A 15,509-nucleotide genomic window follows, 5' to 3' on the forward strand; every position below is an offset into this window, starting at 1 on the left:
ATGGATAAATTAAAAAAATATACACAGGAGAACAACACACAGTTTGATACACATCATTTAGATGAAGTGGACAAACTAAGGCTATGGGGAGATATTGTAGCAGAATTACCCGAAGCTCCCGTAAAGGTTATTCCGTTGTGGAGAAGATCAGCTTTTAGAATAGCTGCCAGTATTGTTGTCTTACTTGGATTTTCCTTGTTCTTTCTACAATTAGATAACACACAAGAGGATATACAAATAGTTAATGAAGAGCTAAACGAAATAGACGGCCATTATCAACTTTTGGTAAATAATCAAGTAGCATTAATAAAGCAGAGCTTACATATCTCTAAAGAAGATCAAGACGATTTTCTATCGCTAATAGACGATTTAGATGAAGAATATAAAACACTAAAAAGCGAACTTAAATTGGGCATCAATAACGAAAAAATTATTGAAGCCATAATTAACAATTATAGAAAGAAGATAAAACTTATGGAAGATTTGCTAGAGCGATCGTATCCTATAAAAACAGATTTTGAAGATGAGGCATATACATTATAAACTGTTGGTTTTTACGATTACAGCATTGTTTTCGAGCATTGTTTTTGCTCAGGACAAGCTTAGTAAAGACATAAAAAAGACATTTCCTCTTAAGAGTGAAGGCGCACTTTATCTAGAGAATAAATATGGGAATGTATTTATAAATGGTTGGGACAAAGCATCGATTCAATTAGAAGTTTCGGTAGAAGTAAAAGGAAAGAACCTAGACAAGGCCAAGGATCTTTTAAAAAGAATCAATCCCACATTTATTAATACCAATTCACAATTAATAGTTAAAACCGAAATAGAGGAAAAAAATGCCTCGGTTTTCAATAAATATTTTAAAAAAATAGGCCCTTTAAATAGTGAAAAAACAAATAGCGATATAAACTATATCATATATCTTCCTAAGAATGCTGCCGTAGAGATTACCAATAAATATGGCGATGTTATTATCTCAGATTGGTATGGAAAATTGAATGCCAATTTAGAGCACGGCGATTTAAGAATAACCAATGATTTAGACGACTCCAAAATAGCTATAAAATATGGTAATTTAAGAGCCAATGTACTTAAAAATAGTCGTATTGAATCTAAGAATGCGACGGTATCTTTTGATGAATCTGAAGTTTTAAAACTAGAATCCGATGGATCAATAATGACCATAGAAACTGTTGGAAATTTAGATATTAACTCCAACAAAGATGATATAGAAATTAATACTGTAGACCATATCCATGGCACTTTAAAATATTCCCAAATGACTTTAAACCATGTTGGTTCTAAGGTGAATTTAAATCTAAATCTTGCAGAACTTAGATTAAAGAAACTCGATGCAAAGGCACCAGTTATAAATCTAAATCAAAAGTCTTCGGAGGTTTATGTAAATATTTCTGAAACCAGTTTTAATTTTAGTGCAGAATTAGAACAAGGTCTTTTAAGATTACCTAAATCCATGCATAGCATAAACAGCAAGGTGATAGATGAAAAGAATAAAATTAGGCAAATTAGAGCAGCTTATGGAAACAAAAACCAAGGTATTATTGACATAACAGGATATAAAGGCATAATTATATTTAAGGAACTTTAAAATCAATCAAAACATGAAAAAAGTAGTAGTGCTTCTACTGTTAATCACAGTTAATTCGTTAGTATTTGCACAGAAAGAACAAGATCAAGACTATGTGGAATTCGATGATAGAAAAAACGTTGTTCACGGTGTTTATCTGGCTTTCAATTTGCATTACGGGAAATTAGATAATAGAGATACTGGGTTTGGAAACTTTAAGTTTGCCTATGTAGCTAACAGAAAGATGGAGGTGGGCTTTGGTGGTACCGTTTTCTTTAATGAAAGGCCCAATGACAGACCAGATTTATTTAATGGCGATAAAATTGGAATGTTTGGTGCCTATGGCGGGTTACATTTAGAACCTATTTTGTTTGGTAAACGCTTTGTTAGTGTGTCTTTTCCTGTGTTAGTAGGAGGTGGTGCGGTTGGTTTTTTTGGCAATAACTTTTCTAATAATTACGAAGACCTCGACGACGATTTTGAAACCGATGACTATGATAAATTCTTCATCGTGGAGCCAGGAATTAACATACTCTATAACTTTTCTCGATATACCCAGTTAGAAACTGGCTTAAGATATAGGTTTACCAGCGACTACGAACAGCCATATAAAACAGGAGATTTAAATGGGTTTTCTGTAGGTATAGGTTTAAAGGTCGGTATCTTTAATATGGGAAGAAAAAAGAAAGTAAAGGATAATTTTTAACCGGCTTTTTTGTGTAACAAACGCGTTAGTTTTATCGATAAATCGGTTAAAATAATTTTTGAGTTGCCATTACGTTCTATATGGTAAATAGCATCCTGAAGTTCGTTGCTAATTTCCAGAATATTGCCACCGTGTACAAAAGGGGCAAAGTTCTCCAGTTTAAATTTTTCGGTTTTGGGTTCAAAAAAAACCAAATCTGTGGCATTGTAATTTAGGAGAAGGGCTTGCCTAAAAAAGTCGATACAGAAATTAAGAAACTGCTTTTGGGTTTCACGACCAGTCTTGGCAATGTTTTCGCTCCAAGAAATTAAGTCGTGAATAGCAGCTTTGTTCCCTTTGGCTTTAAACGCACTGCGTACCCAGAAGATAAACCATTCTTCAAATTGAATATCTTCAGAGTCGTGATAAACCAAGTCGCAGGCTTTGTTGTAATTGCCATTAGATTGGTGAGCAATTTTTGTAGCGATACCTTCATCAATTTGGTAGTTTTTTAAAAGCGCTTCTTTAATAACATCTTCGGCCAAAGGCGGAAAATGTAACAATTGGCAACGCGACCTAATGGTGTTTATAATTTGTTCCTCGTCTTCGGCAATTAAAATAAAAATGGTCTTGTTTGGTGGCTCTTCAATGAGTTTAAGGAGCTTGTTGGCACAAGCTATATTCATTTTTTCGGCCATCCAGATGAGCATCACCTTATAACCACCTTCGTATGATTTTAATGATAAGGCCTTTACGATATCCTGAGCTTCATCAACCCCAATTTGTCCCTGTTTATTATCAACCCCTAAGAGTTTGTACCAATCAAAAAGGTTGCCGTAAGGTTGTTCCTTGATTAGTTGCCGCCATTCCTCCAAGTAATGATTTGAGACAGGGTGACTCTTGGCTTTATCGCTGGTAGTTACCGGAAAAGCAAAATGCAAATCGGGATGGGAGATATTATTAAACTTAAGGTTGCAAGCTTCGTTCCCAGAATTATTTTCACCATTACTGTTTTTACACAATAAGTATTGCGCATAAGCTATGGCCATAGGTAATGTGCCAGAACCCTCTGGGCCTACAAAAAGTTGTGCATGCGGAATTCTACCATGGTCTGCACTTGTGGTAAGGTGACTTTTTATATGTTCTTGACCTAAAATATCAGAGAAAAGCATCGCAAACAAAAGTACATGAATTTTTTTCTTTTGGAAATTGAAACCATCAAAGAAAACAAATTCATATCTCCAAAAATAGCATCGATATTTTTTTATTGGAATTATTAAGTAGGCAGGAATATCAAGCTTTTACATTTATCATTTAGTTACAGCATCTTTTGATTCCATTACCTCGCATCGTGTACCGTCCAGGTCGTGTATATTAAAAACCCAACGATTGTTTCTGGCAATTATGGGCTTGTACCGTTCAAGATCAGGCAAGGTATTAGATAACATATCGCTATGCGCCTTTCTTATATCGTCTGTTAGAAGGCACATATGATGCATTGTTCCCTTTTGCTTCCGAGTCAACTTCATATCGTTTACAAGAATATATTCAACGTAGTCACCCCTTTTTCCCGGCATCTGCATATTTACCCAAGCATCTGGGCCTCCATCCTCACGTGAGCCTCTCCAAATCTCTTGAAAACCTAAAGCGTCTTGATACAATTTGTTGGCGGCCTCTTCGTCTGTAATAGTGAGGCCCACATGAAGCAAACGATCAGAAACCCGTCTTGCTCCTAAATGCTTACCTCTTGCCAGCGTTTGCTTAGAACCGGGAGTGTATTCAACAAAAACAAGGTTATGTCCGTTAGGGTCTATTACAACGCTTGCTAAAGTGCCATCGGGTCTTTTTTCCACAGGTGATGGGTTGAGCCCTCTCTCCTGAAGCATAGCGATGGTAGTTTCGATATCCGAAACCTGAAATGCGACTTCTACTAACCTATTATCATCTGTTCCATCGGGCTTTGAAACTAACTTCAGGAACTGGTCGTCGTTAATTTTTAAATACCAAGCCTCTTGGTATTCGTAATCTGCAAAGGCAAATTCAAATCCATAAAACCCCGAATAGAAAGCTTGCGATTCCTCTAAACTTGATATTTGAAATGCCACATGTGCTATTCCTAAGATGGGAAGTTCTTTTTCTACTTTCTTTCCCATAGAAAGACAAGATAACACTAGGGTAATAAGGAGTATTCTCTTCATATGTTTTCCGTTTACATGGAAATTGAAAATTTCCATAACCAAGTTAAGATACTAAAATATTATTAGATGTTTAGTCAAGATGAGAAGGAGGTAAAAAGTAAAGAGGTTGTATTACATTGGGTTATCAGGAGCGGAAATCACTAATAATCTTACAATTTAAGATATTTCAAAATTCAATATTTTGAATAAAACCCATATGCAAACCCCTGTTTTTAAGGAAGACAGTCATTTTTTTAAAATTCTTTACCACTTCAAACGTTTTCGTAAAAAAGTCATTTTTTTAAGCTATTTAATTGGTTACATTTGTGTTCTAATTGATATAATTCCATAAAAATGAAGACGCTTAACGATTTCAATTTCGAAAATAAAAAGGCACTTATCCGTGTCGATTTTAATGTACCATTAAACGAAAACTTTGAAGTAACCGATGCTACAAGAATCATTTCTGCTAAACCAACTATTATTAAAATTTTAGAAGATGGCGGTAGCTGTATTTTGATGTCGCATTTAGGGCGCCCTAAAGGATTTCAAGATGAGTTTTCGTTAAAGCATATCGTTGAAAAAGTTCAAGATGTTTTAGGAGTTGAGGTTAAGTTCGTTCCCGACTGTATTGGAGCAGATGTTGAAGCTGCAGCGGCGAGCTTAGAACCAGGCCAAATTTTATTGTTGGAAAACTTACGCTATTACAAAGAGGAAACTGCTGGTGACGAAGGCTTTGCTGAAAAGCTTTCTAAATTAGGAGACATCTACGTAAATGATGCTTTTGGAACAGCACATAGAGCACATGCTTCTACGACTATTGTGGCGCAGTTCTTCCCAGAAGATAAATGTTTTGGTAGCTTACTAGCTCAGGAAATTGATAGTATAAAGAAAGTTATGGAAACTGGTGAAAAACCTGTTTTAGCAATACTTGGTGGTGCTAAGGTATCCTCTAAAATTACAATTATAGAAAATATATTAGATAAGGTAGACCACTTAATTATTGGTGGTGGTATGGCCTTTACTTTTGTAAAAGCGCAAGGCGGAAGCATTGGTAACTCTATTTGTGAAGATGATAAACAAGAACTGGCTTTAGAGATTTTAAAGCAAGCCAAAGAAAAAAATGTACAGATTCATATTCCGGTAGATACTATTGCTGCAGACGATTTTAGTAACGATGCCAATACACAAATTTGTGATATCAATGCCATTCCTGATGGATGGGAAGGAGTTGATGCCGGACCAAAATCTAGAGCACAGTTTGATGCCGTGGTAAAACAATCTAAAACCATTCTTTGGAATGGGCCATTAGGCGTTTTTGAAATGGAAAGTTTTGCGGGTGGAACCATCGAACTTGGAAATTCTATTGCCGAAGCTACTAAAAACGGTGCGTTCTCACTTGTTGGTGGCGGCGATTCTGTTGCTGCGGTAAAACAATTTGGTTTCCAAGATAAAGTAAGTTACGTAAGTACTGGTGGTGGGGCCATGTTAGAGAGCTTAGAAGGTAAAACGCTTCCTGGAATTGCTGCTATATTGGAATAATTTGAATTAAGTTTTCAAATTGGAAAACTGCTCTACAAGGCTTGCCTTGTGGTTTCTATTGAAGTTGTCATTCTCGTGAAAACGGGAATCTGAAATAAAAGATTTCTTAAGTTGAGAAATGAAATTTTTTATTTCACTTAAAAAACACGATTTTAGCCATACTATCGTTCACTTGGAATAGATATTATGGCTTTTCGTTTTTATATACTCACACTCTTTTTTAGTCTTTCATTTTGTTTGTTACATGCTCAGAATGAAGTCGATTCGTTGTCGGTGGCTGTCAAAGACACATTGGTTGATGGCAAACCAAACATTGAACCTATTAAAGCCGTTACAGACAGTACAGATATTAAAAAACTGGAAGACCATGAATTGGCGGCAAGTATAGACGAAAAATGGCTTCAGGAATTGTACAGTAACAACCTGTTTGACACTGTTTATAAATCGGTTTCGGATTTAGATTTTAAATCGGTTGAATATCCAGAATTACCAACAGACACACTAAAAGCTAGACTAGCAGAACTAAATGCTAGAACGCCTTTTAATGTGGAGTATAATCCGTCTTTAGAGAGTGTAATCAAATCTTATTTAAAACATAGAAGAAACCTTATTCAAAGACTGCTTACTTTAAGTGAATTCTATTTCCCCATGTTTGAACGGGAACTAGATAATGCCAATATTCCTCTAGAGATAAAATATTTGGCCATTGTAGAATCAGCTTTAAAGCCTAGGGCAAAATCTAGAGTAGGCGCTACAGGGTTGTGGCAGTTTATGTTCAGCACTGGAAAAATGTATGGGTTAGATGTTAGTAGCTATGTAGACGAACGTAGCGACCCTATAAAATCTACTAAAGCGGCTACTAAATATTTGGCAAAATTATATGAGATTTTTGGGGATTGGGATTTGGCCTTGGCGTCCTATAATTCTGGTCCAGGAAATGTAACGAAAGCGATTCGTCGCTCTGGAGGTTACAAAAACTATTGGAATATTAGGCAAAATCTACCAAGGGAAACAGCCGGCTATTTACCTGCTTTTTTAGCTAATATGTACATTTTTGAATATGCTGAAGCCCACGGTTTTAAGAAGACAAAACCAGAGTTTGCTCTTAAAGAAACAGATACGGTGCTTGTAAAACAGATGATTACTTTAGACCAAGTTGCCGAAGTAACAGGAACACCAATAGAACAGCTTCAGTTTTTAAATCCTTCGTATAAATTAGATATCATTCCCGTAATAAAAGGCGAGAATTATTATCTAAGATTACCAAGAGAGGTTGTGGGGACTTTTGTAAATAATGAAGAAAAAATATATGCTTTTGTAAAAGAGGAATTTGCCAAAAGAGAAAAGCCATTACCTCAGTTTTTTAATGCCACAGATAGGATACGTTATAAAGTACGCTCTGGCGATTACTTAGGTAAAATTGCTAGGCGTTATGGAGTAAGAGTAAACCAAATTAAACGGTGGAACGGAATGAGAAGTAATGATTTGCAAATTGGCCAAAGGCTTACTATTTATCCGCGTAAACCGTATACACCTTCGGTAGCATCATCTTCATCAATAGTTAAAAAGAAAACCATAACCAAACCACTTTCGGGCGATGTTGTTATCTACACCGTGAAGAGTGGCGATTCGTTATGGAGCATTTCCCAAAAATTTTCTGGAGTTTCTATTCAAAATATTCGAGATTGGAACGGTATTAGTGGTAGTAATTTAAAACCGGGAATGAAGCTAAAAATATCCAAAGGGTAATTCCTTGTAAAAATTAAGAACTTATGAAACATATTCTTCTATCAACCTTATTTTTATTGGTTGTAATGTCTTGTAAAGAGAAAAAAGGTAGCTCCGAGAGATTTATTCAAGATTCTTCTGGAAATATAAACCATGTGTCTGTGGTTTTAGAGAATGATGTTTGGGACGGCAGGGTTGGTGATGCCATTAGGGATGTTTTAACACAACCAATTTATGGTTTGCCACAAGATGAACCCATGTTTACCTTAAGCCAGATTCCGCCAAAAGTGTTTTCTGGTTTTGTAACCAAAAACCGTACGATTCTTAAAGTTGAAATGGGCAAAGAACCAGGTATTCACTTTAAGGATGATGCTTTTGCCAAGCCTCAAAAAGTTATTGTTTTAACAGGAAAAACAAAAGAAGATATTATTGAAATTGTTACCCAAAACTCCGAGAAAATTGTCGAGACCTTTAGAGCTATGGAAATCGCCGAGAGACAACGCCAAATGTCTAAATCGCAGCACAAGTACACCGCAATAAAAGAGAATTTAGGTTTGACCATTCAATTTCCATCCATATACGAGGTAGCCAAAGTGCGCGAAAATTTCTTCTGGTTCAGAAAAAATATAACAACAGGCCACGCCCATATTATGATTTACGAGATTCCTTATGAGGCTATTACCCGAAATGATAGTACGATAAATCAAATCATTAAGATTAGGGATTCTTTGGGGCAACAATATTTTAAAGGCCGTTTAGATGAAACTGTAGGGGCAGATGGCAATAAAATTAGTTCTTACATGGTTACCGAAGATGCTTATACACCCTTTCATGGAGAAACGATTGTAGATAACAAGCCTGCATTCGAAACTAAAGGAGTATGGGAATTGACAAACGATTTTATGGGAGGTCCTTTTATAAACTTTACCATAGAAGATAAAGTGAATAAGCGTTGGGTAGGCGTAGAAGGGTTTGTTTTTGCACCATCTGTAGAAAAACGCAACTATATGTTGGAGCTTGAATCTATTATGCAATCTGTAAAGATTGAATAAAACCTAAAATAATAAAATCAAAAAAGCCGATGCAGTATTACATCGGCTTTTTTGATATAGAAAAACAATGATTATTCTTTTTCCTTAATGTCTCCGTTTTCCTCTTTACTGGCATCTTTAAACTCTTTAATACCACTTCCTAAACCACGCATTAATTCTGGAATTTTCTTCCCACCAAACAATAACAACACAACAACAACAATTAATGCTATTTGCCATGGTCCAATAGCTAAAGGCAACATATATAAACTCATAATAATTTATTTAAAGCACAAAGTTAATAATTAAAGTTTAATAATATCGTTTAAAGCATAACTTTAGTATTATATGATAAAGTTGTGTCATTCCTACGGAGGTAGGAATCCAGTAATTAATATGTTGTTTTTAGCCACCTAAATCAATTGGATTGAGAAACTATGTTTATTGAAGTCGTTTTAGACACAATAGGTTTTAGTAAATTCTTTATTTTTGCTTTGCATGAATAAAAAAAAGAAGCCTAAAAAGATAAAGAAGAAACTGTTAGACAGGTATAAATTGGTTATACTTAACGAGCTAACTTTCGAAGAGCGTTTGTCTCTTAAATTAACTAGGCTTAATGTTTTCGTTCTGGGATCTTTATCTGCTATTTTCTTAATTACACTAACCTATTTGATTATTGCTTTTACACCACTAAGAGAGTACGTTCCAGGTTATGCATCTGCCAAACTTAAAAAGGATGCCATCGATTTGGCTTTAAGGGTAGATTCATTACAAACAGAATTAGCCGTTAGGAAAGCCTATTACAGTTCAATTCGAAAAGTATTAACCGGAGATGTAAGTTCTGTGGATTTTAATAGAGATTCTATTATCGAAGCTGTAAAGCTGGAGGCAAGTGAAGTTGATTTTACACCAACTGCAGAAGATTCTTTACTTAGAGAAAAAGTAGATAAGGAAGATAAATATAACTTATTCGAATCTGCAACTACCGCTACCAATTTTGTGCTTTTCCCGCCTGTTAGCGGAACTATTAGCGACCATTATAATTTAGAAGAGAAACATTATGCGGTTGATATAGTTGTACCAAAAGACACGCCTGTTAAGGCGACTGCAGACGGTATTGTTATTTTTGCAGAGTGGACTGTCGAGACCGGTTATGTAATTATTATGGAACATAGCTATGGACTTATTTCGGTTTATAAGCACAATGCTAAACTTACCAAATCTCAAGGCGATTTGGTTAAAGCTGGTGAGGTTATCGCAACTGCTGGAAATACCGGCGAGCTTTCTACAGGACCACATTTACATTTTGAACTTTGGAACGATGGGTATCCCATTAATCCAACAAATTTTATAGATTTTAAGTAATGTTATCAATAAAATCTGTCTTAGCCAAGCCATTTTCAAAACGCGTTCATAAAAAGATTCAAAAATGGGCTAAAGACCCTATTAAGACTCAAGAAAACGTTTTCCAAGATTTAATAGCCACGGCTACAAAAACACAATTCGGACAAGACCATGACTTTGTAAGCATTAATACTCATGAAGATTTTGTAAGGCGTGTCCCTATAAGAGATTATGAGGCTTTAAGACCTTATGTAGATAAGGTCGTTGAGGGAGAAGAAGATGTCTTATGGATAGGCAAGCCACTATATTTTGCTAAAACTTCGGGTACAACTTCTGGCGCTAAATACATTCCCTTGACTAAAGAAAGTATGCCGTCTCATATCGAGGCAGCAAGGAATGCTATTTTAATGTACATTCACGAAACGGGCAATGCGAAATTCGTAAATGGTAAGATGATTTTTCTTCAAGGAAGCCCTATTTTGAAAGAACAAAATGGCGTTAAACTAGGCAGGCTTTCTGGAATCGTGGCGCATTACGTTCCAAAATACCTTCAGAAAAATAGATTACCTTCTTGGGAAACGAATTGTATTGATGATTGGGAGACAAAGGTCGATGCTATTGTCGAGGAAACCTTACCAGAGAATATGACTGTTATATCTGGAATCCCATCGTGGGTTCAAATGTATTTTGAAAAACTCATTCAAAAAACAAATAAACCCGTTGGCAAGGTTTTTAAAAACTTCAAACTGTTCATTTTTGGAGGCGTAAATTACGAACCCTATCGCGCAAAATTTGAAAGTTTAATAGGTAGAAAGGTCGATAGTATAGAGTTATATCCGGCCAGTGAAGGGTTTTTTGCTTTCCAAGATAAACAGAATAAAAAAGGTATGTTGCTCCAGTTAAATTCCGGGATTTTCTATGAATTTATAAAAGCGGATGAATTTTTTAATGAAAACCCTAAGCGACTAACGATTAAAGATGTTGAGGTAGGTGTAAATTACGTTATGATAATCTCTACAAATGCAGGTTTATGGGCGTATAATATTGGAGATACGGTAGAGTTTACTTCAACCAGTCCGTATAGAGTAATTGTTTCAGGAAGGATAAAACACTTCATTTCAGCTTTTGGAGAACATGTTATTGGTAAAGAGGTGGAGCAAGCTATGCAGGAGGCAATTGCAGAAACAGATATTAGTATTACAGAGTTTACGGTTGCTCCTCAAATTAATCCAAAAGAAGGGTTACCATATCACGAATGGTTTATTGAATTTGAGAAAGAGCCCGAAGATATTTCGAGTTTAGCAAACAAAATAGATAAGTCTTTACAGAAACAAAATGTTTATTATTTCGATTTAATAGAAGGTAAGGTTTTGCAAACGTTAAAGATTACCAGAGTAAAGAAAGATGGCTTTAAGAATTATATGAAATCTGTAGGGAAGTTAGGTGGGCAAAATAAAATCCCCAGGCTTTCTAACGACCGTAAAATAGTTGAGGAATTACCAGACACTTATTAAGTCAAATAATACTATCTTTGGATCTGAAAAAATATGCTAATGGGTAATTTAAAACATCATGAAAGAACACGTGCTCAAGAGAGCTCTAGTGCTATTGAGAGGATGTATATTACCATGCGGCATTTATTTATTCGGGGTTTCTACAAACCTATGGGGGTTTCTGGTGAAATGCTTCGTAATTCATTACTTCTTTTAAGGCCAGAAATCTATGGGTCTATAGGTGATGAAAAAGCCGAACTAGAAGGCCTTCTTTACGTTATAGACAGACTTCCAGAAGGCATAGAAGAATGTACTTTCATAAATCTAACAAGTGACGAGGGTTATTCAAATTCTCATTTTAAACCCATAATCCCTGAAAAAAGGCGTAGAAACTGTTACCGGATTGATGCAGAACAGATGAATATTGAGATAACCAGAGGGCGCTCTGAAATCTATGATATTTTAACGCATCTTACTTTTCTTTTTGTAGAGTCTCATAAAATAAGCAAACGTGTTTTAATTGATGACGAGCAAGGTACAACGACTAGAGATTGGGAAAAACTAGAAAAAGCCGTTTTATCCAAAAAGAAACTTACTAAAGAAGAACGTGAGATTGCTATAACCCATACAGCAAATATTCTAGGTAGAACTTTTGATGAGCTCAGGTGTATATATGATGATTTTGCTTCAGATAAACAACCAGAAAGGTTCTTACACATTATCTATTGGTTAGGGAAATTAGCTATTGAAGAAGAAGTTAAAAATAATAAAAGGACTGTTACTTTTAGTCCAGTCTTAAGAGAACGAATCGGCCATCATATTCATGGTGAAATATGGGCCGATAATATTAAAGGGGTCTTATATAAAAATTCACTTCTTCAACGTCCAATTCATATTATAAGTGCAAATATGCACAGTGTTATGAATGGTATTTTTGCACCTTCAGCACTTAAAACACTAGCTTCTAAAAAAGATATTTTTGAAGTCTATGAAACATTAAGTAAAAGCGAAAATGAAGATTTACGTAAAAAGGTAAGTAACGAAGCTTTAAGACATGGTATGCTCTATGTGAAAGATACTTCTGGAACTAATATCGATGTCCAAATTTTTGACACAAGCAAGATAGATTTATCCCGAATAGATTTAAAAGTGAACAATAATCAGTTAAAAGAGGAAAAACCTATTATTTTAGTGATGGATTATGCGTTTGGAGAGCAGGCCTACGAAACCATAGACGAGTTGCTAAAGCCCTACAAAAAGAACGAAGAGGATATTTACATGAATATTGAATCGATTTCCATAATGGGTAAAGCAGGCATTTTAGAAGGCGAAAAGGGCGATATTATGATTCCTTCTGCGCATATTTTTGAAGGGACAGCCGATAACTATCCTTTTGAAAATGAACTAAAAAAACAAGATTTAGAAGGCCAAGGCATTGATGTTTATGAAGGGGCTATGATAACGGTTTTAGGAACCTCTTTACAGAATAAAGATATTTTAAAGTTTTTTTACAATTCAACATGGAAAGTTATTGGGTTAGAAATGGAAGGAGCGCATTATCACAAGGCCATACAATCTGCCTCTAAGGTTCGAGGTAGTATAAAATCTGATGTAAAAGTAAGATACGCCTATTATGCTAGTGACAACCCTTTAAAGACAGGAGCAACATTAGCTTCAGGAGGCTTGGGAACAACAGGGGTTAAGCCTACATATTTAATAACAAGAACAATTTTAGAACAAATATTAAATTAAATACTATGAGTAAAGATTCTCAGCAAACATCACAATCTGAAGAAGTGGATTTAGGACAGCTGTTTAAAATGATAGGGAATGCTTTTAACAATTTTATTAAGTTTTTTGTTAGCTTTTTTAAAGGTCTATATGGGCTTGTTTTGATAGTTTTAATTCACTTTCACAAAAGAAGAGTTTGGTATGCTTTATCTCTCTTAGTTGGGTTATCAATTGGATATGTAATGGACTCAAAATCAGATAAACTATATGGAGCCAATATGTTTATTGAAACTAATTTTAATTCTGCAAGACAAGTCTATGAAAATATAAACAATTTACATGAGTTGACAGAAACTGATAATGACTCTATCAAATTGGCTGATATTCTGGGTATTAGTGTTTCAGAAGCGGCAAGTTTAAAAGGCTTTTATATTGAACCTGATTTAGACGAAAATGATATTGTAGAAATGTATTCTAGTTTTTACACTAAACTCGATTCAATTTCTAGATTAGAAATGAATTACGATAGATATAAAAAATCCCTTACACCATATAATTACTCTATTCATAAAATAGGAGTTGCATCTACAAATAAAGATATTTACAAAAAAATTGAAAAGAGATTTGCTCTACAGCTTGCCAATAATCAATACTTGTCAGATTTATTAGAGGCTAACACAGAAAATTTAGATGAAAGAGAAAAAAGTTTATCAAAACAGGTTATCAAAACAGATTCATTAGTTAATGAGTATTTGAAAATAAGAATTAATGAATCGGAAAAAGAACCTATTCCTGGGGCTGGAACAAATTTGTATATGGGAGGCTCTCAGTCAGAAAGTGTTTTAGTAGATGAATCTAAGGTTATTGATAAGATACTTGTTTTAGAAAATCAAAAAAGATCAATTAACACAGAAAGGGCTCTGAAGAAAAATGTAGTTAATGTTTTGGCTATGTTTCCTGAAACAGGTTATGATATTAAAACATGGTCTGACAAGTATAGGTATTTATTACCTATTGCTCTATTTTCTTTAACACTAATGGCATTTTTCTTACTAGGTCTAAGCAAATATTTAGAGGCGGAGAGTAAGAAATTATAAAAGCATTAAGTAAAAACTGTTATCTCAGCTCTATATAAATTAATAAAAAGTTTTTGACAACAAGTTATTTTTCACAAAGGAGCATTAATATTAGATTTTACGAATCAAGAAAGGGTATGTTTAACTGAGTCTTTGCTTAAAAATTGTGATAATACTTATAGTGGTTTTATTATGATTTTTCACATGACAATTCTTTATAAGAATTGATACAAAACTAATTTAGCTAGCTTAACTTAATTATACTTTAATAAATCGATTACTATCAAAACATGAGAAGATTAAGAATTTTATTTTTTTGGATAACAGGCACTAAGAACAATGTTGGGTTTATGGAGCTTGTAAGTTTTTTGTTAAAACCTACCTTAGCAAAAATAGCTAGTAAATACATTGATAAAATTGAAAAAAAGACTTCTTACGAAGTTTCATTCAAAACAATCCCCAATAAACTTTTTTGGCCAATCGAGTTTGATAAAGAAGGTATACATCAAGTAGTTTCTGAAACATTCGATACTTCAGATTGGCATTATTACAGAAAAAAGTATACGGAAGTAGAAGCTGGAGAGATTTTATTGGATATAGGTGCAGCCGAAGGACTCTTCTCTTTAGTTGTCGCAGACCAATGTGATAAAATATTTTTAGTTGAACCCAATAGACTGTTTAACAAATGTTTAGAAAAAACCTTTGAATCATTTGAAAAAAAAGTGACTATCCATAAAGTAGCCGTTGGTGATGAAGACGGAATGATAAACTTCAATGAAGCATCATTAAGTGGTATGGTTGAAAAAAATAAGTCTGAAACGGATTCTTCAATTCCCGTTAAAAAAATAGATTCGATTATTCCACCTAATCAGAAAATAACATATTTGAAAGCAGATATAGAAGGTTTTGAATATAATATGTTAAAAGGTGCTGAAATAACTATAAAAAATAATAAACCAAAAATAGCCATAACAACTTATCATACAGAGAATAATCCTGAAGAAATTATTAACTTAATACTTAGTTATGTCCCAGAGTATCAGTATTATGTAAAGGGTATTTTTGAGCAGGGGCCTAAACCTGTAATGATTCATTTCTGGATAAATTAGCC

General features: G+C 34.5%; 14 protein-coding genes. 11 read left to right on the forward strand and 3 right to left on the reverse strand.

Annotated elements, in window-relative coordinates; translation table 11 throughout:
- From M0214_RS06145 to M0214_RS06155, 3 genes are read left to right on the forward strand one after another with little or no spacing between them, the layout of a single operon-like run.
- A complete protein-coding gene (locus tag M0214_RS06145; RefSeq protein ID WP_248724589.1) occupies positions 1-543 on the forward strand; it encodes a hypothetical protein in 543 nt (180 codons plus the stop codon).
- Positions 524-1,612, forward strand: a complete 1,089-nt coding sequence (locus M0214_RS06150) for a hypothetical protein (protein WP_248724590.1) — start codon at positions 524-526, stop codon at positions 1,610-1,612. Before M0214_RS06145 ends, M0214_RS06150 begins: the two co-directional genes overlap by 20 nt.
- A gap of 13 nt (positions 1,613-1,625) precedes the next feature.
- A complete protein-coding gene (locus M0214_RS06155) occupies positions 1,626-2,297 on the forward strand; it encodes a hypothetical protein (RefSeq protein WP_248724591.1) in 672 nt (223 codons plus the stop codon).
- Here the strand turns inward: M0214_RS06155 and M0214_RS06160 are convergent.
- Together M0214_RS06160 and M0214_RS06165 are read right to left on the reverse strand one after the other, a co-directional pair.
- Entirely contained in the window at positions 2,294-3,448 is a 1,155-nt protein-coding gene (locus M0214_RS06160) for a DNA polymerase III subunit delta' (protein ID WP_248724592.1), read from the reverse strand. The two genes, M0214_RS06155 and M0214_RS06160, sit on opposite strands and share 4 nt — an antisense overlap.
- A 138-nt stretch (positions 3,449-3,586) precedes the next feature.
- Complete coding sequence (locus M0214_RS06165) at positions 3,587-4,474, reverse strand: VOC family protein (RefSeq protein ID WP_248724593.1); 888 nt, start codon at positions 4,472-4,474, stop codon at positions 3,587-3,589.
- Positions 4,475-4,807: 333 nt separating this feature from the next.
- On the opposite strand from M0214_RS06165, the gene pgk reads away from it, so the two are divergent.
- The 3 genes from pgk to M0214_RS06180 all read left to right on the forward strand — a co-directional run bounded on the left by pgk (position 4,808) and on the right by M0214_RS06180 (position 8,775).
- Positions 4,808-5,995, forward strand: a complete 1,188-nt coding sequence (pgk, locus tag M0214_RS06170) for a phosphoglycerate kinase (protein ID WP_248724594.1) — start codon at positions 4,808-4,810, stop codon at positions 5,993-5,995.
- 186 nt (positions 5,996-6,181) lie between these two features.
- Entirely contained in the window at positions 6,182-7,744 is a 1,563-nt protein-coding gene (locus M0214_RS06175; RefSeq protein WP_248724595.1) for a LysM peptidoglycan-binding domain-containing protein, read from the forward strand.
- Between the two features lie 23 nt (positions 7,745-7,767).
- Positions 7,768-8,775 (forward strand): DUF4837 family protein, encoded by a 1,008-nt coding sequence (locus M0214_RS06180; protein WP_248724596.1) that lies wholly within the window; start codon positions 7,768-7,770, stop codon positions 8,773-8,775.
- Between the two features lie 71 nt (positions 8,776-8,846).
- Here the strand turns inward: M0214_RS06180 and tatA are convergent, their stop codons facing one another.
- A complete protein-coding gene (tatA, locus tag M0214_RS06185) occupies positions 8,847-9,029 on the reverse strand; it encodes a twin-arginine translocase TatA/TatE family subunit (RefSeq protein WP_248724597.1) in 183 nt (60 codons plus the stop codon).
- 223 nt (positions 9,030-9,252) lie between these two features.
- Between tatA and M0214_RS06190 the strand changes: the two genes are divergently transcribed.
- The 5 genes from M0214_RS06190 (at position 9,253) to M0214_RS06210 (ending at position 15,507) form a co-directional block, all read left to right on the forward strand.
- On the forward strand, positions 9,253-10,119 hold the full coding sequence (locus tag M0214_RS06190; RefSeq protein ID WP_248724598.1) for a M23 family metallopeptidase: 867 nt from the start codon (positions 9,253-9,255) through the stop codon (positions 10,117-10,119).
- Entirely contained in the window at positions 10,119-11,612 is a 1,494-nt protein-coding gene (locus M0214_RS06195; protein WP_248724599.1) for a GH3 auxin-responsive promoter family protein, read from the forward strand. The genes M0214_RS06190 and M0214_RS06195 overlap by 1 nt, the downstream gene beginning before the upstream one ends.
- Positions 11,613-11,651: 39 nt before the next feature.
- Complete coding sequence (locus tag M0214_RS06200) at positions 11,652-13,343, forward strand: hypothetical protein (RefSeq protein ID WP_248724600.1); 1,692 nt, start codon at positions 11,652-11,654, stop codon at positions 13,341-13,343.
- 5 nt (positions 13,344-13,348) lie between these two features.
- Positions 13,349-14,419 carry a hypothetical protein gene (locus tag M0214_RS06205; protein WP_248724601.1) on the forward strand — a complete coding sequence of 357 codons (1,071 nt, stop codon included), beginning with the start codon at positions 13,349-13,351 and terminating at the stop codon, positions 14,417-14,419.
- Positions 14,420-14,688: 269 nt separating this feature from the next.
- Positions 14,689-15,507 carry an FkbM family methyltransferase gene (locus M0214_RS06210; RefSeq protein WP_248724602.1) on the forward strand — a complete coding sequence of 273 codons (819 nt, stop codon included), beginning with the start codon at positions 14,689-14,691 and terminating at the stop codon, positions 15,505-15,507.
- Positions 15,508-15,509 lie beyond the last annotated feature (2 nt).

This window comes from Seonamhaeicola sp. ML3, from assembly GCF_023273855.1.
GTDB lineage: Bacteria > Bacteroidota > Bacteroidia > Flavobacteriales > Flavobacteriaceae > Seonamhaeicola.